Origin of the sequence: uncultured Pontibacter sp. (genome assembly GCF_947495565.1) — a bacterium.
In the GTDB taxonomy this organism is placed as follows: domain Bacteria; phylum Bacteroidota; class Bacteroidia; order Cytophagales; family Hymenobacteraceae; genus Pontibacter.
This window is the reverse complement of sequence record NZ_CANLZM010000011.1, coordinates 40,895-60,495: the sequence shown is the minus strand read 5'-3', so window position 1 is coordinate 60,495 and position 19,601 is coordinate 40,895. Positions and strand designations below refer to the sequence as shown.

Genomic DNA, 19,601 nt, shown 5'->3' with positions numbered 1-19,601 from the left:
CTTTTAAAGCGCCCGCTCTGTCTCCACAAATACAATTCCGTGTTCCTCCAGCTCTGCCAGCACAGGCTCGTACAGTTCCGGATGAATTGGTATGACGATGCCCCGATGCGTTATTTTGCCCTGCAACAGCAGTTTGGCCAATATGCCTACCGGCAAGCCAACGGTTTTGGCCATAGCGGTTTGTACTTCGTCTTCGCCAAGAGCAGCCAGCGTAGAGCTAATTTCGTGCTGCTCGCCGTTAAGCTCATACTCAAACAGGTGCTGCATCACAATCATGTCTTTGTCGCCGGGGGCCAGCGATAACTTTTGTTTCAGGATTTTTTCCAGCACTTGTGCAGGTGTGGCAGCTTCTATCCCTACAGGGGTATCTTCGAACAGCTCCAGCCACTCCAGTTTTTGCATCACCACGCCCTCTAAAGGTATACCTAAGTATAAACTAACACGCTCGGCCATGCTTTGGCTCGGCGAGGCCGCTGGAGGCAGAAATGATTCTACAAAAGTGCGGTGTGTCATACGCTCAGAGCCATCCAGGGTGTAGCTGTCGTCGGTGAGGCCGAGCTGCACAAACACGTCCCAAGCCTCGCAAAAGCCTTTGCGGCGCAGCGTGCCCCGCAGCATAGTTGGGATATTGAGCAGGCCGTAAGGCTCGCGGTAGCTCAGGGAGTCGCGGTTGGCATACCCCTCAAAATGACCAAAGCCTTCTACATAAAATTCGTCGGTGCGCTTAAATAATTTGTGGTACGGGATATACTTGTACTGGCCTTTTTTGATGTATTTGGCTGTGCCCTGCCCTGCCAGCACCACGTTGCGCGGGTTCCAGGTAAACTTATAGTTCCAGGGGTTGTTATCTGATTCTGGGGCTACCAACCCGCCTGTGTAGGATTTAAAAGAAGTAAGCTTTCCGCCATTCGATTTTATACTTCCGATAATGCGCATGGCAGACATATGATCTATGCCCGGATCGAGGCCGGCTTCCATTATAATGGTCAGGTTCTTCTTTTGCGCCTCCGCATGCAGTGCCAGAAAATCGGAAGACACGTAGCTGGCGGTAATCAGGTGCTTCTGCTGCTTCAGGCATTCTTTTGCCACCTCTATATGGAAAATGGCCGGCAACAGCGAAATCACCAGGTCGGCTTTTGCCACCTCCTTTGCCCGCTGCTCTGCGTTGTGCACATTAAAAGTAATGGTATCAGCAAAAGAAATAGGCTCCACGAGCGGCTGCAGGTGTGTAACAGAAATGTCGCCGATGGTTATGTGCCAGTTCTCGGCAGTGGCATTATCGAAGAGATATTTTATGAGCGATGAAGCCGAGCGGCCTGCGCCTAGTACCAAAATCTTTTTCATAGTATGGGTTAGTGGGTTTTGTCTTAAGTTAGAAATTACCTTTGGCAAGGCAAACACTAAGTATGGATTTATCAGAATATTAGTTTAAATTTATAGCCCTTTTCTAATTTTTGAACCTACTTGTAATAAAATGGCAAGTGAACTGAAAGTACAAATAAGTGTTGATGTGCTGGAGCCGCAGGAGTTAACAGCTGAGGAGCGCCAGGCTATACAAGTTGCCCAGGAGGCCGCCAACGATGCTTATGCCCCGTACTCTAACTTTTTAGTTGGGGCAGCTTTAGTGCTGGAAGACGGCACCATGTTTAAGGGAAGTAACCAAGAGAACGCGGCTTATCCTTCGGGCCTTTGCGCTGAGCGTACCGCACTTTTCGCCTTAAGCGCCCATCACCCTAAAGCTAAAATAAAGTTATTGGCTGTAACGGCGCGCCGCCGCCAGGAAAAGGATTTCTTACCGGCTATGCCCTGCGGTGCCTGCCGCCAGGTAATGGCCGAGTACGAGTACAAGCAGCAAAAGCCGATACCGGTGCTGCTGCAGGCCTTAGATGGCAAGTTCTACCGTTTTAAATCTGTAGCCGACCTGCTGCCTTTCCAGTTCAATAAAGAACACTTGTAGGAAGTTTAGGAGTTAGAAAGTTAAATAAACTGCTGCTTCCTGCACTTTTCGCTGGCGCGGGTTTGTAACCCGTGCCTTGATATGGTATTGCGTTTTTAACTCAGCAAGCCATACTTGTAGGACGTAGGCAAGAGTTGAATTTGTGCAAACACAACGGCTTTATTAACTTACGTTCCTATGACTGAACATAACCTGACTGTACCCCGCACCGCTCGCTTTTATACTTTAGGTATGCCTTCTGAAAGTATAAAAGACCTTTGGATCGTGTGCCACGGCTATGGGCAGTTGGCGCGTTTCTTTCTGCGGCACTTCAGTGTGCTGGATGACGGCCATACGCTGGTGGTGGCACCGGAGGCGCTGTCGCGGTTTTACCTGGAGAGGTTTTCGGGCCGTGTTGGCGCCACCTGGATGACCAAAGAAGACCGCCTCTCCGAAATAAACGACCAGGCCAATTACCTCAACCTGCTCCTGCAGGAACAGCTCCGGCAACTACCCCGGAACGTACGTATTACCGTGCTTGGCTTCTCGCAGGGCGGCGCTACCGTTAGCCGCTGGCTTGCCACGCAGCAAGTGCCAGTGCACCGCCTCATCCTCTGGGCCGCCTCCTTCCCTGAAGATATTGACTTTGCCGCCGGGAAAGCTGCTTTTAACAACCTGCCTGTTGCCATGGTCTACGGCACTCAAGACGAATTTATCACTCCTGAAGCCCTTCAGCGCAAACAGCAGCTGATGCAGGAACTTGGCATTGAGCCTCAGGTTTATACTTTTGAGGGCAGCCATACTTTGCATCCTGAAATTTTAGAGTTGGTGGATGGAGAGTTGTAGGTGAACTGCAGTTTTAAATAGAAGAAGATATAACTAGTTTGGCTGCTTTTGTTGATTTATGTTTAGTAACTATCAACTGTAATTTCAGCTCAAAAATTGAAAATAAATCAAATGGAAAGCATAAACGTAAAGGGATCTCTTCTTATTCTAATTCTTTTTGGAAGTCTTACTTTGAATGTTTGTGGGCAGTCAATTCCTTCGTTTTGGATGAATATTTATAAATTGGAGAATTTTCATGAGTCTAGAAATGGGGAAATTAAAAGAATTGTTGCTGATAAGAAGGGTTACTACTCTAATGGTCAGTCATATAAGGAAAAATGGGTTTATAACTTCATAGACCCTTACAACATTCAAGGGGAATATTATAAGGACAAGGAGCTAAAGGCTCGGTTCATATATGAATTTGATAGCTTAAATAGACGAACTAAAAATGTAATTGAATCAAAAGTTCCTTTAATCGGATGGCAAAAAGAAACTTATACTTTCGAGTATGTTGGTAACAATAGAGATACAGAAAGGCATTTTGATGCTAATAATAACCTCTTGAGATTTGCAAAGTATGAATATGATGCACTTGGGCGGCCAACTCAGCTTCAGCTTTACAACTCTAACGGAGAATTAGATTCTTATGAGACTGCTGATTATCAAGACAACTACAAATACATTCACAAAATATTCAACTCAACGGGTGATTTAGTTTTCCAAGAAATTAAATTTAGCAACATTGATACTTCTCTGAATCTTTCGAATTCAAATGGTGATCTAACTAAACATGTTTGGCCAACATCTTCTCAAGATAATAAGGCATTCTATATACATACATATAAATATGATAGCAGTAAAAATTGGACAGAAAGACACGTACAGGTAGAAAGTAAAAATAAGCAACGTAAGCAGTCTGCTGTGACAAGAAAAATCACCTATTTTAGAAAGTAATTATACATTAACAGAAACAAAATACACTCCCTAATAGGCTATGGTGTAACATTTTATTGTCTTACCCTCCCCTTTCCCACATTCCCTCCATTACTACCTCCAGCAGGTGCTCGTCCGGATCGCGGAAGTAGAACGATAGGAAGCCGCCGCCCCAGTCAAACTCCTGCTCTATGGCAATGCCAAGGTCTTGCACCTTCTGCTTCCAGGGTTCGTACTGCTGCTGCTCCACCTCAAAGGCCAGATGCAGTTGCCCGGAGCCAAAGTGCGGCGGCAGGTTTTTGCTCTCTTTTGATGCTTCGGGGTTAAAGCAAAGCAGCACCGAAGCGCCCGCCCTGAAGAATACGTGACGCCCCGCCACTTCGCCAATTACCTTAAACCCCAGCTTGTTGTGGTAAAAATCTTTGCTGGCATCCAGGTTCTGTACATACAGGCAAGTTTCCTTTATTTTTTTAATATCCATCCTCTTTAGCTGTTGTAGACTGTCACGTAGATTTGACCTATATTAAATAACAGGACTTTTTATACTTTTTTGTCTTAACGTGTGCGGGCACTTCTCGTTTATACAAGCACTGTACTACTACACTGCATGAAGCTAATGATACGAATTACTGTACTTTTTGTAGCGCTCATTGGGTTTGCTACTTTCTTTTTCCGGGATGCCCTTTTTGGAGATGCTCCGTCAGGCCCTGCTAAAATGGAGCATTTGGCCTCGCTTCCGAATGAGGTAAGCGAAAGCTCTGGTGTGGCCGTACTGGCTACAGGAGAGTACCTGACGCACAACGACGCCGGCAACAACGCCAACCTGTACAAGCTGGATAATAAGGGCAAGCTACAGGAAACCATCAAACTGAAAGTGCCTAACGTAGATTGGGAAGACCTGACACGTGATACGGAAGGCAATATTTATATAGCCGACACAGGCAATAACGATAACAAACGTCGTGAGCTTGCCGTGTACAAAGTTAACCTTCAGGAGCCGGAGCAGGTGCAGGCTATCCGCTTTACCTACGAAGACCAGAAAAAATATCCTCCCAAGAAAAAAGAACGAAACTTTGACTCCGAAGCCCTTTTCTGGAGCGGTGGCAACTTGTACATTATTTCTAAAGACCGAGGCCTTGGCCAGACCGCTAAAGTATACCAGGTACCTGATAGAGCCGGCACGTATAAAGCTAAACTCATAGGCAGCCACCAGCTAAAAGCGCAGATAACTAGCGCCGCCATCAGCCCGAACGGCAAAACCGTGGCCTTGTTAAGTGAAGAGGCCCTGCATCTGTTCCAGGGCTTCAGTAGCGTTGAAACTTTTTACAAAGGCAAGTATGAAAAGCGCGCTCTCAAAGGCACAGGACAGACTGAAGCAGTGGCTTTTGAGGATGATGGAGTTGTGATCATCACCAGCGAGGGCGGCAATTTATACCGTTATACTTTATAGACATAATAGACTTAAAAAAAAGCATCCCCTCCTGCTGTGCGGCAAAAGGGGATGCTTTTTTTGAGCTTTTATTTTACTTATACTTTGCTTCTTTCCTTGGGCTTGCCGCCCGGCAAAGCCGGATGCGGGTTCTGCCATACTTTAAACAGAATAAACAAGCCTATAAGTATAAGCGGAATGCTCAGAATCTGCCCGATATTCAAGGCCATTGTTGCCTCTTTCGCCACCTGGTCCTCTTTCAGGAACTCCACAAAGAAGCGGAAGGTAAACAGCGCCGTTACGAATATACCGAACAACAGGCCTTTCGGCAGGGCACTTCTATACTTGTTCCAGAGCCAGTAAAGCAGCACAAACAGCATAAACACACTCAGCGATTCGTATAGCTGCGTTGGATGGCGCGGCACAGTCGGGTTCTCGCCTAAGCGCTCAAACATAAATGCCCAAGGTACGGTTGTCTGGTGCCCGATAATCTCAGAGTTCATCAGGTTGCCTAAACGGATTAAGGCACCGCCGAGCGCCACCACAATAACGATGCGGTCCAGCACCCACATATAATCAAACTTCTGCTTACGGCTGAAAAGCCACAGCGCGAAAAGTATACCTATAGTAGCTCCGTGGCTGGCCAAGCCGCCTTCCCATATCTTTAAAATCTCTACCGGGTTGCTCAGGTAATACTCCGGAGAATAGAATAAAGTATGGCCAAGGCGTGCGCCCACCACCGTACCGATAATCATGTAAATCGTGATTACGTCCACATCGCCCTCTGTGCGGCCTTCGGCTACGTATATTTTAGTGAGGATGCGCTGCCCAATGATAAAGCCCAATGCAAACAGCAGTCCATACCAACGGATACTGAGCGGGCCGATGCTGAAGATTTCTGGATCAACGTTCCAGGTAATGTAGTTCAATAAGTTCATACAAGTGATGCTATCATACAAAGTTAAGATAAATAGGCCACCGAAAAAACGGAAGATGCCGCACTACCAACATGCCACCTAGTTTATACTTTAGATGATGCTGTTCTTACACCTTTTGCCCGGCTTGCTGGTGCTGCTCATCGGGCTTTTGATAAAAACACGGCCGCCGAAGCAAATTAACTGGTTTTATGGTTTCCGGACGCACTACTCTATGCGCAACCTGGAAAACTGGCACGAGGCGAACCGCTATTATGCGAAGGTGCTGATCGGGATTGGTTTCGTTTCTGCGCTTGCAGGTTGGCTCCTCTTTCTGTTCCTGATTTTTCCGGTAAGTATACTTGTGCTGGTGGGCCTGATGCTTCCGCTCTTTATGGTTAGTATTGTAATTACCAACGAGCACCTGAAGCGGAAGTATGGAAAGTGGTGATGCAAAAAAGGCGCTGCCTGATGTGGCAGCGCCTTTACACTATTTATTCTGCATCCGCTGCAGTTCTTCTTTAAAGCCTCCGCTAAGTATCGGGAAGCGCAGCCAACTGCGTGGGTCTACATTATAATCATCCAGGTGGAAAGCCGGGGCATAGCGCTCGCGTTTCCATTGGTTACGGCTCCAGAGGCTGTAGAATTTCGTGATCCACAACTTCAGCAGATCCGGGGTGGCAACTTTCTGCTCCAGCAGGATATCGTATACTTCCTCCGGTGAGTAACGGTCATGAAAAGCCAGTCGCTCGATCATGTTCAGCACTTCGTACGGCATTAGGTCTTTCTCGTCGGTCTGCTCCTCTTCCGATGGCCGCAACTCAGCGCTTGGTTGCAGGTTGTTCACGTATTGCAGTCCTGTGTAACCCAACTCCTGTTGCGCCCACACCAGAAACTGCCGGATAAAAGCCTTGTCTATACCTGCAATCGGAGAAATGCTGCCTGCCGTGTCGCCATCCATGGTGGCATAGCCAACCGAGGCTTCGCTGCGGTTAGAGGTAGCCATTAGCAGCGCATATTTTATATTGGCCAGCATCCAAATGGCGGGTGCGCGCACCCTTGCCTGTATGTTTTGCAGTGTGATGTCGTCTTGAGCCCAGGTTAGCTCACGGGCCAGGGCGTGCTCAATTTTTGAAGTATAACCCTGCACCTCTGCATCAATCGTCCAGTTATAGAAAGTAGCACCGATAGAATCGGCCAGCTCTTTGGCAGAAATGTAGGTGTTATCCGAAGAGTTTACCGTTCCCTGGTAGGCACAGGTCAGCATGCGGTTCACAATTGCTTTCCGTGCATCTTCCTGCGGCAGCTGTGCTAAACCGGCTTTGTCCTCACCCGAAAAGAACAGGGCCTTCTCTACAAACGCCTCCAAACCCAGGCTCTCAACACCTCTGCGTACCATCTCAGCCACTGCCACGGCACACAAAGAAGAATCGGCTCCTCCGCTCAGTGAAAGCACAAAGCCTCGGCTGCGGCTCTTGCGCATATAATCGAACAGGGCCAGGCTGAGCGCCGCAATCAGCTCCTTGTTTTCATCAATCGGCGGCAGGTACTCAATTACTTCGGCTATCTCAGGTTGTGCCGAGAAGCACACTTCCGCGCACTCCATATCCACATCCTTAAAGCACAGGAGCTCATTTCTGCGGATCAGCTTTCCGTTTTGAGCAATCAGTACCTCTCCGTCATAAATCATTTTGCCGGCTTCGTTGCCCAGCAAGTTGGCGTACATGTAAGCGCACTGGTACTTTTTAGATGCATCCACTACCAGCCTGTAGCGCACATCGGTTTTGCTCAGGGCAAAGTGGCTGGCGCTCGGGTTCAGGATCAGCTGCACACCCTTTGGCATGTGGCGCTCCGCCGGTCTGTTTGGTCGCCAGGCATCCTCACAAATCTCGAAAGCGTAATTTACGCCCTGTTCCTCATATATAATATCACCGATTTTATACTTCTGCCCCAGCCTTTCAAACTCCTGCACCTCGTGGGCTGGCCAGGGAGTGAACCAGCGCGGCTCGTAATGCACACCGTCGTTGGCCAGAAACTGTTTCGCCGTAAAGCCAATAATCTCTTTGTTCTTGATGACGCAGGCCGTGTTATAAATGCTTTGATTCAGGAAAATAGGTAAGCCTATGGCCACAGTAATGCCTTCGCACCACTCTTTTACCTTCAGCAGCTGGTCAAAAGCCATCTCCGATAGCCAGGGGCTCAGGAACATGTCTTCGCAGCCATAGCCGGTAATGCAAAGCTCGGGCAGTAGCAGGATGTTTGTATTGTTTTGTTTTGCCTCTGATATGGCCGTTTGTATGTTTTGCAGGTTTCCGGCCCAGTCCATAGGTGTCTGGTTTAGGGCGGCGGCGGCCAACATTAGTCTAGTTTCTTCCATAGGAGGTTATAACGCATGTATACCAAGGCAAGTTAAGCCTAATTGCTGAATTGTTAAATCGCTGCTTGCTGTTACGCAGCTATGCCTACTTCGCCATTCTGCAAACTATAAAGCACGTAAAACCTTTTTGCCTCTGTTTAAATATAATAGGTACAAAGTAATAAAGGCTGCAAAGTATACTTTACAGCCAAAAATCAGCAATCAATAAGCACCAATTAGGTGATGTTCAGGAAGTCCAGCCCTTTTTCGGCGGCTGCCTGGTCGGCTTTTTTCTTAGAGAGGCCTACGCCAATGGCGATAGGTTTTTCATCGATGTATACTTCGGAGGTAAACTCAGTGGTATTTCCCTGCTGCTTACGTTTGATGATATCGAAACGTATTTCCAGGTTCTGCCCCTGTGCCCACTCAATCAGCTTGCTCTTGAAGTTAGCCGTAGTGTTTACCAGTTGGTGCAGGTCTACATGCGGTTTTACGAGCTTGCCAAGTATAAACTGGCGGGTGGTGTTATAGCCTTTATCCAGATAGATTGCCCCTACCAGTGCTTCCAGCGCGTTGCCGTTCACTGATTTATGGCGCATACTATGGCCGGAGCTGTCCACCTTTACGAGCAAATTTAAGCCAATTTTAAGGGCAATATGGTTCAGCGACTCCCGATTTACGATGCGCGAGCGTATCTCCGTCAGAAAACCCTCGTCTTCATATGGAAACTTCTTAAACAGGAGTTCAGCCACTACAGCACCAAGCACGGCATCGCCCAAAAATTCCAGGCGCTCGTTTGTTTCATGCTTGCCGGCAGAGGTTTGCCTGGCAAAAGAAGTATGCGTGAGGGCGAGCTTGTACAGACGCAGGTTATCGGGTGTACTGCCAATAATACCAGCAAGCGACCGTACTAATGCTTTATCTTTATTAAATAGCCTGTGGTAAGCGCGCCGAACTGGTTTTAAAGGCCCAAACACTAATCGTTGTATTGACGGAATATAACAGAGGTATTATGTCCACCGAAGCCAAACGTGTTGCTCAGGGCAACTTTCACCTCACGCTCCTGCGCCTTGTTAAAGGTAAAGTTCAAGCGGTTGTCGATGCTTGCATCGTCCGTGAAATGGTTGATGGTTGGTGGAACCATGTTGTTACGAACAGCCATGATAGAAGCAATAGCCTCTATGGCACCTGCGGCACCTAGCAAATGGCCAGTCATAGATTTAGTTGAGCTGATATTCAGGTTGTATGCGTGCTCACCAAAAACAGATTCTATCGCTTTTACCTCGCTGATATCACCAAGTGGAGTAGATGTACCGTGTACGTTGATATAATCAACTTCTTCCGGTTTGATATTGGCATCGCGCAACACGTTTTTCATAACGTTTAAAGCGCCTAAGCCTCCAGGGTGAGGAGCCGTGATATGATAAGCATCGGCAGACATACCGCCACCGATAATCTCAGCATAAATCTTAGCGCCTCGTGCTTTGGCGTGCTCATACTCTTCCAGAATCAGCGCACCTGCACCTTCGCCTAATACAAAACCATCACGGTCAGCATCAAACGGGCGGGAGGCGGTTTCAGGGGAGTCGTTACGCTCAGAAAGGGCTTTCAGGGCATTAAAACCACCTATACCGGCTTCTGTTACGGCAGCCTCGGAACCGCCTGTCACAATCGCGTCAGCCATACCCAAGCGGATATAGTTAAACGAGTCGATGATGGCGTTTGTAGCAGAGGCACAAGCGGAAACAGTTACGAAGTTAGGCCCGCGGAAGCCATGCTTGATAGAGATGTGGCCGGCACTGATGTCGGCGATCATCTTAGGAATGAAGAAAGGATTGAAGCGTGGGGTGCCGTCGCCGTTGGCGAAGTTCACACACTCTTCCTGGAAGGTGCGGAGCCCTCCAATGCCAGACCCCCAGATGACGCCTATACGGTCTGGGTCATAGCTCCCTTCGATCAGATTTGCATCGGCAACGGCCTCATCGGCCACCACCATCGCAAACTGCGAAAAAAGGTCCATTTTGCGAGCCTCTTTCCGGTCAAAATAATTCCCCGGATCATATCCTTTTACCTCACAGGCAAACTGGGTCTTAAACTTACTCGCATCAAAGCGTGTGATAGGTGCAGCGCCACTCACACCATTGACTAAGCCGTTCCAGTACTCTGAAACAGTATTTCCAAGTGGCGTGAGTGCGCCTAGCCCAGTAACTACGACTCTCTTAAGCTCCATAAGCTGTTAGTAGAGGGATAGATAGTAGAAATTCTAGATAAACTAAAGGAAGGTTATATTACTTCGCGTGCTCTTCCAGGTAGCTTACAGCCTGACCTACAGTAGCAATGTTTTCAGCCTGATCATCTGGAATAGATACGTTGAATTCTTTTTCGAATTCCATGATAAGCTCAACTGTATCCAGTGAATCAGCGCCAAGGTCGTTTGTGAAGCTTGCCTCCGGAGTAACCTCTGACTCTTCAACACCAAGCTTATCGATGATGATAGCTTTTACTTTTTCTGCGATTTCTGACATTTTTCTTATAGTTAATTAAAACACTGTGCAAAGAAATAGCTTTTAACAGACAATGTCAAAAAAAATTACTCTATTCGCAACGTAACAAAAGTTTTATACCTTACGCTCCCATTTACAGACAGCGCTTGTTAATTTAGCGTTTCAATCTTTTTTATGAAAACGCACCGCCTTCACATAGAGTATGACTATAGCTTTGAACTTTACGGTTTGGTTACGTCGGCAAAAGACTATAAGTTAGCGTGGGCGCTGAACAGGTTACTGGGCCTGGACCTGGCCAAACAGCGGGATTTATGTTATGATCTGGCAGGCAAAGGTCGCCTGCTTATCTCTAATTTCCAGCAGGTTACAGAGCATTGCGAGGTGCGGTTATTCCGCAACAGAGCGCTTGGCAGCCCCACCCTGAAAAAACCTTTTTTGCTGCCAGACATTAAAGAGTATGATTTTTTATTACAAATAACCGGGGCAATGCAGCAGCTGCACCCACAGGAAATTATCCAGAAACTTCTGCGTGTTCCGTTGGTGCAATATGTAAAACAATTTGACCCGCTCACTTTAAAATTTAAGGAGAACCTGATTTTCTAAGTATGGAAGTTACATTTAATAAAACTAAAGTTCTGGCTACAGTAGGGCCAGCCTCTGACTCCCCTGAGCGCCTGTTGGCCCTTGTTAAGGAAGGCGTGAATGCATTTCGTCTCAATTTCTCGCATGGCGCTTACGAAGAGCACAAAAAAGTAATTGACCGTGTGCGCGAGATCAACAGCAAGCATAACACCAACATCTGCCTGGTTCAGGATTTGCAGGGCCCAAAGATCAGAGTTGGCGAAGTAGAGAACGGAGGTGTAGAGATCAGGGAAGGGCAGTTTATTAAAATTGTTTGCGATGGCTCTTTAAGTACGCCAGACCAGTTGGCTACCAGCTACACTGAATTGGCAAAAGATGTAAACCCAGGCGATTCTATCCTGTTAGATGACGGCAAGCTGGAGGTGATCGTAACCAAAACCGATAAGAAGAACGAGGTAGAGGCGCAGGTAAAATACGGCGGCATTGTAAAGCCCCGAAAAGGCATCAACCTGCCTAACACCAGAGTATCTGCCCCATCTCTGACGGAGAAAGATGTGAAGGACCTGCATTTCGGCCTTGACAACGATGTGGAATGGGTGGCGCTGTCTTTTGTGCGTAAGGTGGAGGATATCCATGAGATCAAACGCATTATTAGCGAGCGAGGCAAAGACACACGTGTGATAGCCAAAATCGAAAAACCGGAGGCTATCGAAAATATCGATGAGATAATTGAAGCGACAGACGCTATTATGGTGGCTCGTGGCGATTTGGGCGTTGAGGTTGGCATGGAAAAAGTACCGATGATCCAGAAAATGCTGATCGACAAATGTAACATAGCTGCCAAGCCGGTTATCGTTGCTACGCAAATGATGGAAAGTATGATCGTGAACCCACGCCCTACCCGTGCTGAGACCAATGACGTGGCCAACGCCGTGATAGACGGCGCGCACTGCCTGATGCTTAGCGCAGAGACCGCTGTGGGAGCCTACCCTGTAGAGACGATCAACAGCATGACGCTTACCATCCGTACAGTAGAGGAGCACCCAGAGGTATTTAACAAAGTATATCAGCCTAACCCGTCTGCCGACACGTTCTTCAGTGACATTCTGGTTGCGAACGCCTGCAACCTGGCCCGCGACACAAACGCCAAGGCTATCATCGGCATGACGAAGTCCGGGTACACAGCTTTCCAACTGGCCAAGTATCGCCCACAGGCGCACATTTTCGTTTTTACCGAAAACCACCGCCTATTAAATACCCTGAACCTGGTTTGGGGCGTACGCGGCTTCTACTACAACAAGTTTGAGTCTACTGACAATACGATTGCAGACATTAAGCAGACGCTGCTTGACGAAGGCTATCTACAGAAAGGCGATGTGTTCATCAACACGGCTAGCATGCCTATAAATGAGCAGAAACGCACGAATATGATCAAGTTGAGTATCGCTTAAATATACTTACTAGAATGACGAAGCGCCTGGAACCTCGGTTTCAGGCGCTTTTTTTTGTATCTGAAGCTACTGATTAGCTGGCAGCAAAGTATAAGTTTTAAGCTACAAGATTTTTCTGGCGCGGCAGTTTATACTTGCAGGCAAAGGCTACTTTTGATTGCAACAAGTATAAAGCAAAGTAATCACTCAACTATCTATTGTATTTTAACTCAGAGGTAGGCACAAACACAAAAGCCCTGCACTGTGTGTGCAGGGCTTTTGCCAAGTATGATTCCCTTAAAACTAGGCAGCGATACTGTTAACCAACTTAGCCAATTTAGACTTGTTGTTAGCCGCTTTGTTTTTGTGGATGATGTTTTTCTTAGCCAGACGGTCAAGCATAGAAGAAACTGTCTTGTACAGCTCCTGCGCCTCGGCCTTGTCAGTTGTATTTCTCAGCTTTTTGATGAAAGTACGAGTAGTTTTCGCCTGGTATCTGTTACGAAGACGTTTAGCGTTGTTCGCTCTGATTCTCTTTAGTGCCGACTTATGGTTAGCCATGTTATTCTATAATATTAAATCTTCTGATGCTTTTTCTGAATGAGTTTGCAAAGGTAAACCCTTTAGCATTAATTTCCAAAACACCTCTGTCAAAAATATTTCGGTTTGTAACTTATTTCCAAAGTTAACAAATTCAGTGACTTTAACCTACTATTGCCTTACTGTTTTGCAAGCGTACTACTATACTGTGCCGCCACCTGCAGCAAATAAAGATCAATAGATGCTGTTTACCTGAAACTTTTAGCAAAAGAAACCCGATAGAAGAAGTCATGCATACTTTCTATACTTCCCGAAGAATTTTACTGCTGCCTCTTACCCTGCTCTTTTTTGCATGCTCCCAAAATGCTGCTGAAGAGGATCCGAAACCTGTTGACCCATTTAACCCTACCCCATACACCCTGCAGTTGCCAAAGACTTTTACCAACAACTATCCTCGTTTTGAAGACAACCCCATGACGAAAGATGGCGTGGAACTCGGAAGGCACCTGTTTTATGAGAAGAGGCTGTCTGGCAACAACACGATGTCGTGCGGCAGCTGCCACCAGCAGGAGAAGGCTTTTACGGACGGGAAGGCGCTGGCAGTTGGCATAGACGGCAATCAGCACCGGCGCAACGCCATGTCGTTGGCCAACCTGCTTTGGTTTTTTAACTATAACTGGGATGGCAGCGCTTTAACACTTGAAGAGCAGGCCCGGATTCCGATCGAGAGTGAGGTGGAATTGCACCAGCCACTGGCTGAAGGCGTAAAAAAACTGCAGAACACAGCGCTTTACCCGCCTATGTTCCGGAAGGCTTTCGGCTCCGATACTATAACGGAGGCTAATATACTGAAGGCGCTGGCGCAGTTTCAGCGCACGCTCATCTCCGCCGACTCCCGCTACGACCGCTACCTGGCAGGAGAGCAGGCCCTTACCCCGGATGAGCAGGAAGGCATGAAACTGTTTATGACACATCCGGAGCCTGGCATTGCCCTGCGCGGAGGCAACTGCGGCGACTGCCACGGCGGCACGCTGCTGTCTATGCGTACGATGCAGAACAACGGCTTGGACGAGACATTGACAGATTTGGGTTACGGAGCTGTAACAGGAAGAGAAGTGGATAACGGCAAGTTCAAGGTGCCTTCCCTCCGAAACATCGCCCTCACCGCACCTTACATGCACGACGGCCGCTTTAACACACTAGAAGAAGTGCTGGACCATTATAATGAGCACATCAAGTATAACAGTCCTCATCTATCACCGTTGATTATTGAGGCCACTAACGAGGTAGGCGGCAAAACATTATTGATCACCCAAGAAGAGAAGCGCAAAATCATAGCTTTTCTGCATACCCTCACCGATTCCACCTTTATCGCTAACCCAAAATTCTCAGACCCTTTCAAATAAAACCTTTCATGAAGAAGACGACAATTTTTAAATTTATATTGCTGCTGTTGGCATTTCCTTTTCTAGCCGCCTGCTCCGACGACGATGATGAGGTACCAGAAGCGGGCACAGTACAGGTTAACATTCAGCACATAGTAGGGTCAGAACCTCTACAGTTGAACGATGCTACCTATACCAGCCCAGCAGGCGACACCTACACTGTCAGTGACCTTAAGTACTACATCAGCAACGTAAAGCTTATCGGCAGCAACGGCCAAACTGTTTATATAGAGCCTGAAAGCTACCACCTGATTAGCCAGGACGGCAAATTAGCTTTCGAGCTGCTAGATGTTCCTGCAAACACTTACAACCAAATAGAGCTATCCATTGGCGTGGACGAGGCGCACAACCACTCCACCGACCAGGAAGGAGACCTGGACCCGAGCAATGAAATGGTTTGGGATTGGGACACGGGCTATAAGTTTGTTTCGCTGATGGGCAGTTATACAGGAGATACCAAAAGCGGTTTTCTGGTGTTTCATATAGGTGGAGATGCCAACTTCAAAACTATAACCTTGGACCTTCCCCAGCCCATCGACCTCCGTAAACAAACTAACCCGGAGCTAATGCTGCAGGCAGATGTTAATGAAATGTTTCAGGGGCCAAACCTGATTGATTTCGATGTGATGAACTCCGGAGGCCATGGTGCCGGCCCAAGTATGATGGCAGAGAACTACAGCAACGGCTTCCTGAAAATTACGGAAGTAAAGCAGTAAGTTTCGGAAAAATACTTTTGTCGCCTATGCTCCTCCTGACTTAGCGTTCATTTCACGTTATAAAGTATATATAGTTGCCTCCTGCATCTTCCGCACATAAAGTAAACTATTTGCTCTTGTTACACTCATCTAGGTTATGAAATAAGATGATGCACCTGCTGCGCTACATAACAATTGCAAGTATAAGCATGCTGCTATTGCCTGCCTGCAATGAGCCTGATGCCGAAGCACCTGCGCCACAAGCCAAGCGCTTTAGCCCTGTAGTGCCGGGCAACTTAGCAACAGCCGTACCTTACCCGGAGCACAACCCGTTTACGGAGGAGGGTGTAACTTTGGGCCGCATGCTCTTCTACGATCCTGTACTGTCAGCTAACAACGAGCTTTCCTGCGCCAGCTGCCATCAACAAGACAAAGCTTTCTCAGATGGAGAAGCCCTGACAAGTATAGGTGTATCCGGCAAGCAGTTGAAGAGGCATGCGCCAGCTCTGATTAACTTGGCATGGATGAAAGGTTTGTTTTGGGATGGCGGGGCAAAAGATATTGAATCGTTGGCGTTTGGGCCGCTAACCCACCCTGACGAAATGGGGCAGAACTTAAAGGAGCTGGTTTTGGAGCTGCAAAGCCAGGAGAAATACCGAAAGCAGTTCCGGCTGGCATTTGGCACCGACACCATTACGTCGGCACGTGTAGCGCAGGCGCTGGCGCAGTTTCAGCGCACCCTGATCTCCGCCAACTCCCGATACGACAAGTATGTGCGCGGCGAGAGCGGGGGCCATCTGGCGGAGCAGGAGCTACAAGGTATGGCCTTATTCAAGCAGCACTGCGCCTCCTGCCACGCCACAGATTTTTTCACCGACAATAGCTACCATAACAACGGTTTAGACAGCACTTATTCAGAAGATTTTGAAGCGCTGGCTTTTGGGCGAGGGCGCATTTCGCGGCAACAGCAGGATATCGGCAAGTATAAAACTCCCACGTTGCGCAACATCCAGCTAACGGCACCCTACATGCACGACGGTCGCTTTGCTACGCTGGAAGAAGTTTTGGATCATTACCGCACAGGCGTAACCTGGTCAGTCTCGCTGGCACCGGAGCTGCAGCAGAACGGCAATCTGGGCATCCCCATCACACAAGAAGAGAAAAAGAAGATTATCCTGTTTCTGAACACCCTAACAGACGAGGATTTTGTGCAAAACAAGGCCTTATCCAACCCTTATTAATGGAAGGCAGACCCAAAATATACTTTCCCATCGTTCACCATCAGGTAAAACCATAAAAAGCCGGGGCGCTGCAGTTAAACTACAGCGCCCCGGCTTTTTATTTTTAAAGATTACAGCACAAGGTGCTAGTTATTTTCACGGTTTACGTCTACATCCACGTCTACGTCATCTATCTCACCCAGACGCTCCTGTACTTTGTTTTCAAAATCATTCCATTCGGCTTTGGTTTCTTCCCACTCACGGCGGGTTTCCTCATCCCAGTTGGCAGATTCGGCTTCTAACTCGGCTTCGCGGCGTCTGTATTCGGTGCGCATCTCACGGTACTCATCTTCAGTTACCGCCTCTGCACGTTCAGTATTTGTGGTTACCCAGGCATCGAACTCATCGTAAGAAGACCTTGCCTCCATGTTGGCATCACTCATTTCGGTTTGCACCTCATTTACTTCTTCATTGGTCTCATTCTGCGTTTCCTGACTACAGGCAAACATAAAAGAACCTAATGCTAAAGCCAATCCTATAGTTTTAAACTTTGATGTAATTTCCATAGTTCTAATCTTATTAATAGTTTAGCTGTTTATACGTACGAAAATATGATATTGATATATAACACCGTAGGTATAGACATTTTTCACGGTTTTATCGTATTTAAGAATACACAAGTATAAGTTCTTACTACCATGCCACTATTACCTTCAAAACATAGGGCACCCTTTTATCTTTTCAACGGACACCTGCAAACCATCATTCCCGGCTTATTCAGGCAAGTGGAGGGCGTGGAATATGAACGCGAGCGTTTGCTTACCCCTGATGATGATTTTATTGATATAGACTGGTCTACTGTTGGCTCAGACTCACTGCTGGTGCTGTCTCACGGGCTGGAGGGCGACTCCGGCAGGCCATACATTACAGGCATGGTAAAGGCTTTTAACGCGCAAGGGGTGGATGCGCTGGCTTGGAATTACCGCAGTTGCAGCGGGGAGCCAAACAAACTGCTCCGCTCCTACCACCTGGGCGCCTCCGACGACCTGGATTTTGTTATACAGCATGCACTGGCTACAGGCAAATACAAAAACGTGTACCTGATTGGTTTTAGCGCAGGCGGCAACATTACGTTAAAGTACCTTGGCGAGGGCCTTGCGCCGGAGCAGGTAAAGCGGGCCTCGGTTTTTTCTACGCCAGTAGATTTGAAAGGCTCTGCCCAGAAAATTTCCAGGATATACACGCAGCGCTTTCTCAAAACGCTGGGCGAGAAGTTGGAGCAAAAGCGGCAGATGTACCCGAACGATTTAGACCTAACCGACTATAGCCTGTTCTGGTCTTTCCCTGAGTTTGACGACCGCTACACCGCCCCGATTCACGGCTTTAAAGATGCAGAAGAGTACTATGCCCGTGTCAGCTCAAAACAGTTTCTGAACAACGTTAAAATACCGACACTTCTCGTAAATGCCAAAAATGACCCTTTCTTGTCAGAAGAGTGCTTTCCGATAGAGGAGGCTAAGCGAAACTCCTGCTTATATTTGGAAATGCCAGATGATGGCGGCCATGTTGGTTTCACAGAGGATTTCAGGAAAGACCGTTATTACTCCGAGGAGCGGGCACTGCGGTTTATATTGGGAGGGGCTTAAAATGGACTTTACCGGCTTATGTACTATGTGAGAGAAAATTAAAACGCCCCTAACCAAGGCAAGGGGCGAAAAAATCATTCAATAAGCTCTGTTACTTTTTCAGGGGTACGTAGACCACTTTTTTAGTCTCAAAAAATTCTTCGTTAAAGTAGTCTTTCAGATCATGCGTTTGGGTTATAAGCCCGGACTCCGCCAGTTCTTCCTGCAGGTCGCCGCCTTTCAGGTAGTATAAGCCTTCGGTTTCTAAGCCGGTTTTCTTGAAACTGTTCATCACCCACGGCCAGAAGTTAGCAAGACGGGTAACGGCGCGGCTAACCACAAAGTCATACTTATCGCGCACCTGCTCAGCGCGGGTATGAGAGGCTGTTACGTTATGTAAATGCAGCTCACGGGCAATCTCGTTTACCACGTGTATTTTCTTACCGATAGAGTCTACCAGGTGAAACTTTACCTCCGGAAACATAACCGCCAGCGGCAAGCCCGGCAAGCCTCCGCCAGTTCCCACGTCCATCACCGAAGTATTCTCCGGAAACTGCACCACCTTGCCAATGCCCAGCGAGTGCAAAATGTGGTGCACGCCTATCTGGTCCGTATCTTTGCGAGAGATCACGTTAATTTTCTGGTTCCACTCCTGGTACAGCTCTCCCATCTGCTCATACTTCTGCAGCTGGTCTTCGGTTAGCTCAGGAAAGTAACCGGAAAGCAAAGTACGGATGGCGGTAGAGTGAGGCATATGTTTCGTTAGAAAGTTAAAAAGTTAGAGTTTATACTTCTAGGCCACTACAAAGTATAGAGCAGCGGCGGCGATAGCTACAAAAACAGCTACGGCCAAAGCCATCAGCAGGTCGAAAAGCAGCATCAGTCCGGCGTTGCGGTAGCGCCCCTCATACTTTACCTGTAGCTCGCGCTGCACCTTTTCTGGTTTGCGCAAACTCCAGTGCAAGTATAGTTTCCCTACCTTTTCCAATACTCGGTCTCCTGAAATCACTTTTAGCTGATGTGTAAAGTATCGACTGCAAAAGTATAAAATAAGTACGGTATCGGCACTAAAAGTACAAAACCCCTGCCGCACAAAGGCAACAGGGGCTTCTAACGTAATCAATATAATTAACCTTAATCTAACAAATCGTTTATTGTTAGTTG

General features: G+C 47.6%; 22 protein-coding genes. 11 read left to right on the top strand and 11 right to left on the bottom strand.

Annotated elements, in window-relative coordinates:
* Window positions 1-3: 3 nt before the first annotated feature.
* Window positions 4-1,344, bottom strand: a complete 1,341-nt coding sequence (locus Q1B04_RS14220) for a saccharopine dehydrogenase C-terminal domain-containing protein (protein ID WP_299759880.1) — start codon at window positions 1,342-1,344, stop codon at window positions 4-6.
* A gap of 130 nt (window positions 1,345-1,474) precedes the next feature.
* Between Q1B04_RS14220 and cdd the strand changes: the two genes are divergently transcribed.
* The 3 genes from cdd to Q1B04_RS14205 all read left to right on the top strand — a co-directional run bounded on the left by cdd (window position 1,475) and on the right by Q1B04_RS14205 (window position 3,718).
* Window positions 1,475-1,957 (top strand): cytidine deaminase, encoded by a 483-nt coding sequence (gene cdd, locus Q1B04_RS14215; protein ID WP_299759878.1) that lies wholly within the window; start codon window positions 1,475-1,477, stop codon window positions 1,955-1,957.
* A 177-nt stretch (window positions 1,958-2,134) separates the two neighbouring features.
* Window positions 2,135-2,782, top strand: coding sequence for a phospholipase (locus tag Q1B04_RS14210; RefSeq protein WP_299759876.1), 648 nt, complete (start codon window positions 2,135-2,137; stop codon window positions 2,780-2,782).
* Window positions 2,783-2,893: 111 nt separating this feature from the next.
* Window positions 2,894-3,718, top strand: coding sequence for a hypothetical protein (locus tag Q1B04_RS14205; protein ID WP_299759874.1), 825 nt, complete (start codon window positions 2,894-2,896; stop codon window positions 3,716-3,718).
* A gap of 61 nt (window positions 3,719-3,779) precedes the next feature.
* On the opposite strand, the gene Q1B04_RS14200 is transcribed toward Q1B04_RS14205, so the two are convergent.
* On the bottom strand, window positions 3,780-4,178 hold the full coding sequence (locus Q1B04_RS14200; RefSeq protein WP_299759872.1) for a VOC family protein: 399 nt from the start codon (window positions 4,176-4,178) through the stop codon (window positions 3,780-3,782).
* A gap of 135 nt (window positions 4,179-4,313) precedes the next feature.
* Between Q1B04_RS14200 and Q1B04_RS14195 the strand changes: the two genes are divergently transcribed.
* Window positions 4,314-5,147 carry a hypothetical protein gene (locus tag Q1B04_RS14195; RefSeq protein WP_299759870.1) on the top strand — a complete coding sequence of 278 codons (834 nt, stop codon included), beginning with the start codon at window positions 4,314-4,316 and terminating at the stop codon, window positions 5,145-5,147.
* Window positions 5,148-5,224: 77 nt separating this feature from the next.
* On the opposite strand, the gene lgt is transcribed toward Q1B04_RS14195, so the two are convergent.
* Entirely contained in the window at window positions 5,225-6,064 is an 840-nt protein-coding gene (lgt, locus tag Q1B04_RS14190; protein WP_299759868.1) for a prolipoprotein diacylglyceryl transferase, read from the bottom strand.
* A gap of 94 nt (window positions 6,065-6,158) precedes the next feature.
* Between lgt and Q1B04_RS14185 the strand changes: the two genes are divergently transcribed.
* A complete protein-coding gene (locus Q1B04_RS14185) occupies window positions 6,159-6,491 on the top strand; it encodes an SdpI family protein (protein ID WP_299759866.1) in 333 nt (110 codons plus the stop codon).
* A gap of 39 nt (window positions 6,492-6,530) precedes the next feature.
* Here Q1B04_RS14185 and nadE read toward each other — a convergent pair whose 3' ends face one another.
* From nadE to Q1B04_RS14165, 4 genes are all read right to left on the bottom strand, one after another.
* On the bottom strand, window positions 6,531-8,417 hold the full coding sequence (nadE, locus tag Q1B04_RS14180; protein WP_299759864.1) for an NAD(+) synthase: 1,887 nt from the start codon (window positions 8,415-8,417) through the stop codon (window positions 6,531-6,533).
* A 215-nt stretch (window positions 8,418-8,632) separates the two neighbouring features.
* Window positions 8,633-9,373 carry a ribonuclease III gene (rnc, locus tag Q1B04_RS14175; protein WP_299759862.1) on the bottom strand — a complete coding sequence of 247 codons (741 nt, stop codon included), beginning with the start codon at window positions 9,371-9,373 and terminating at the stop codon, window positions 8,633-8,635.
* A complete protein-coding gene (fabF, locus tag Q1B04_RS14170) occupies window positions 9,373-10,626 on the bottom strand; it encodes a beta-ketoacyl-ACP synthase II (RefSeq protein WP_299759859.1) in 1,254 nt (417 codons plus the stop codon). The genes rnc and fabF overlap by 1 nt, the downstream gene beginning before the upstream one ends.
* Window positions 10,627-10,684: 58 nt before the next feature.
* Window positions 10,685-10,921: an acyl carrier protein gene (locus Q1B04_RS14165; protein ID WP_018477241.1), complete on the bottom strand. Its 237-nt coding sequence runs from the start codon at window positions 10,919-10,921 to the stop codon at window positions 10,685-10,687.
* A gap of 153 nt (window positions 10,922-11,074) precedes the next feature.
* Between Q1B04_RS14165 and Q1B04_RS14160 the strand changes: the two genes are divergently transcribed.
* Complete coding sequence (locus Q1B04_RS14160; protein WP_299759852.1) at window positions 11,075-11,503, top strand: IPExxxVDY family protein; 429 nt, start codon at window positions 11,075-11,077, stop codon at window positions 11,501-11,503.
* A 2-nt stretch (window positions 11,504-11,505) separates the two neighbouring features.
* Window positions 11,506-12,933, top strand: coding sequence for a pyruvate kinase (pyk, locus tag Q1B04_RS14155; RefSeq protein ID WP_299759850.1), 1,428 nt, complete (start codon window positions 11,506-11,508; stop codon window positions 12,931-12,933).
* A 282-nt stretch (window positions 12,934-13,215) separates the two neighbouring features.
* On the opposite strand, the gene rpsT is transcribed toward pyk, so the two are convergent.
* Window positions 13,216-13,473, bottom strand: a complete 258-nt coding sequence (gene rpsT / locus Q1B04_RS14150) for a 30S ribosomal protein S20 (protein WP_299759848.1) — start codon at window positions 13,471-13,473, stop codon at window positions 13,216-13,218.
* A gap of 269 nt (window positions 13,474-13,742) precedes the next feature.
* Here rpsT and Q1B04_RS14145 point away from each other — a divergent pair, with 269 nt between their 5' ends.
* From Q1B04_RS14145 to Q1B04_RS14135, 3 genes are all read left to right on the top strand, one after another.
* The gene (locus Q1B04_RS14145; protein ID WP_299759846.1) at window positions 13,743-14,858 is read left to right on the top strand and encodes a cytochrome c peroxidase; all 1,116 of its coding nucleotides are present in this window, start codon (window positions 13,743-13,745) and stop codon (window positions 14,856-14,858) included.
* Between the two features lie 8 nt (window positions 14,859-14,866).
* Complete coding sequence (locus Q1B04_RS14140) at window positions 14,867-15,613, top strand: MbnP family protein (RefSeq protein ID WP_299759844.1); 747 nt, start codon at window positions 14,867-14,869, stop codon at window positions 15,611-15,613.
* Window positions 15,614-15,759: 146 nt separating this feature from the next.
* On the top strand, window positions 15,760-16,833 hold the full coding sequence (locus tag Q1B04_RS14135) for a cytochrome c peroxidase (RefSeq protein WP_299759842.1): 1,074 nt from the start codon (window positions 15,760-15,762) through the stop codon (window positions 16,831-16,833).
* 125 nt (window positions 16,834-16,958) lie between these two features.
* Here Q1B04_RS14135 and Q1B04_RS14130 read toward each other — a convergent pair whose 3' ends face one another.
* Window positions 16,959-17,378, bottom strand: coding sequence for a hypothetical protein (locus Q1B04_RS14130; protein ID WP_299759840.1), 420 nt, complete (start codon window positions 17,376-17,378; stop codon window positions 16,959-16,961).
* Between the two features lie 132 nt (window positions 17,379-17,510).
* Here Q1B04_RS14130 and Q1B04_RS14125 point away from each other — a divergent pair, with 132 nt between their 5' ends.
* The gene (locus Q1B04_RS14125) at window positions 17,511-18,458 is read left to right on the top strand and encodes an alpha/beta fold hydrolase (RefSeq protein WP_299759838.1); all 948 of its coding nucleotides are present in this window, start codon (window positions 17,511-17,513) and stop codon (window positions 18,456-18,458) included.
* A gap of 91 nt (window positions 18,459-18,549) precedes the next feature.
* Here the strand turns inward: Q1B04_RS14125 and rsmG are convergent, their stop codons facing one another.
* Both rsmG and Q1B04_RS14115 read right to left on the bottom strand, forming a co-directional pair.
* On the bottom strand, window positions 18,550-19,191 hold the full coding sequence (rsmG, locus tag Q1B04_RS14120; RefSeq protein ID WP_299759836.1) for a 16S rRNA (guanine(527)-N(7))-methyltransferase RsmG: 642 nt from the start codon (window positions 19,189-19,191) through the stop codon (window positions 18,550-18,552).
* 39 nt (window positions 19,192-19,230) lie between these two features.
* Entirely contained in the window at window positions 19,231-19,560 is a 330-nt protein-coding gene (locus tag Q1B04_RS14115) for a hypothetical protein (RefSeq protein ID WP_299759834.1), read from the bottom strand.
* Between the last annotated feature and the right edge of the window lie 41 nt (window positions 19,561-19,601).

Bases quoted from the DNA above. Each gene is read 5' to 3' on its own strand.
- Q1B04_RS14145 (WP_299759846.1), top strand. From the start codon at position 13,743: ATGCATACTTTCTATACTTCCCGAAGAATTTTACTGCTGCCTCTTACC.
- Q1B04_RS14205 (WP_299759874.1), top strand. From the start codon at position 2,894: ATGGAAAGCATAAACGTAAAGGGATCTCTTCTTATTCTAATTCTTTTT.
- Q1B04_RS14135 (WP_299759842.1), top strand. From the start codon at position 15,760: ATGATGCACCTGCTGCGCTACATAACAATTGCAAGTATAAGCATGCTG.
- Q1B04_RS14130 (WP_299759840.1), bottom strand. From the start codon at position 17,378: ATGGAAATTACATCAAAGTTTAAAACTATAGGATTGGCTTTAGCATTA.
- Q1B04_RS14125 (WP_299759838.1), top strand. From the start codon at position 17,511: ATGCCACTATTACCTTCAAAACATAGGGCACCCTTTTATCTTTTCAAC.
- Q1B04_RS14210 (WP_299759876.1), top strand. From the start codon at position 2,135: ATGACTGAACATAACCTGACTGTACCCCGCACCGCTCGCTTTTATACT.
- fabF (WP_299759859.1), bottom strand. From the start codon at position 10,626: ATGGAGCTTAAGAGAGTCGTAGTTACTGGGCTAGGCGCACTCACGCCA.
- pyk (WP_299759850.1), top strand. From the start codon at position 11,506: ATGGAAGTTACATTTAATAAAACTAAAGTTCTGGCTACAGTAGGGCCA.
- cdd (WP_299759878.1), top strand. From the start codon at position 1,475: ATGGCAAGTGAACTGAAAGTACAAATAAGTGTTGATGTGCTGGAGCCG.
- Q1B04_RS14160 (WP_299759852.1), top strand. From the start codon at position 11,075: ATGAAAACGCACCGCCTTCACATAGAGTATGACTATAGCTTTGAACTT.
- Q1B04_RS14200 (WP_299759872.1), bottom strand. From the start codon at position 4,178: ATGGATATTAAAAAAATAAAGGAAACTTGCCTGTATGTACAGAACCTG.
- Q1B04_RS14140 (WP_299759844.1), top strand. From the start codon at position 14,867: ATGAAGAAGACGACAATTTTTAAATTTATATTGCTGCTGTTGGCATTT.
- rsmG (WP_299759836.1), bottom strand. From the start codon at position 19,191: ATGCCTCACTCTACCGCCATCCGTACTTTGCTTTCCGGTTACTTTCCT.
- rpsT (WP_299759848.1), bottom strand. From the start codon at position 13,473: ATGGCTAACCATAAGTCGGCACTAAAGAGAATCAGAGCGAACAACGCT.
- Q1B04_RS14220 (WP_299759880.1), bottom strand. From the start codon at position 1,344: ATGAAAAAGATTTTGGTACTAGGCGCAGGCCGCTCGGCTTCATCGCTC.
- Q1B04_RS14195 (WP_299759870.1), top strand. From the start codon at position 4,314: ATGATACGAATTACTGTACTTTTTGTAGCGCTCATTGGGTTTGCTACT.
- lgt (WP_299759868.1), bottom strand. From the start codon at position 6,064: ATGAACTTATTGAACTACATTACCTGGAACGTTGATCCAGAAATCTTC.
- nadE (WP_299759864.1), bottom strand. From the start codon at position 8,417: ATGGAAGAAACTAGACTAATGTTGGCCGCCGCCGCCCTAAACCAGACA.
- Q1B04_RS14185 (WP_299759866.1), top strand. From the start codon at position 6,159: ATGATGCTGTTCTTACACCTTTTGCCCGGCTTGCTGGTGCTGCTCATC.
- Q1B04_RS14165 (WP_018477241.1), bottom strand. From the start codon at position 10,921: ATGTCAGAAATCGCAGAAAAAGTAAAAGCTATCATCATCGATAAGCTT.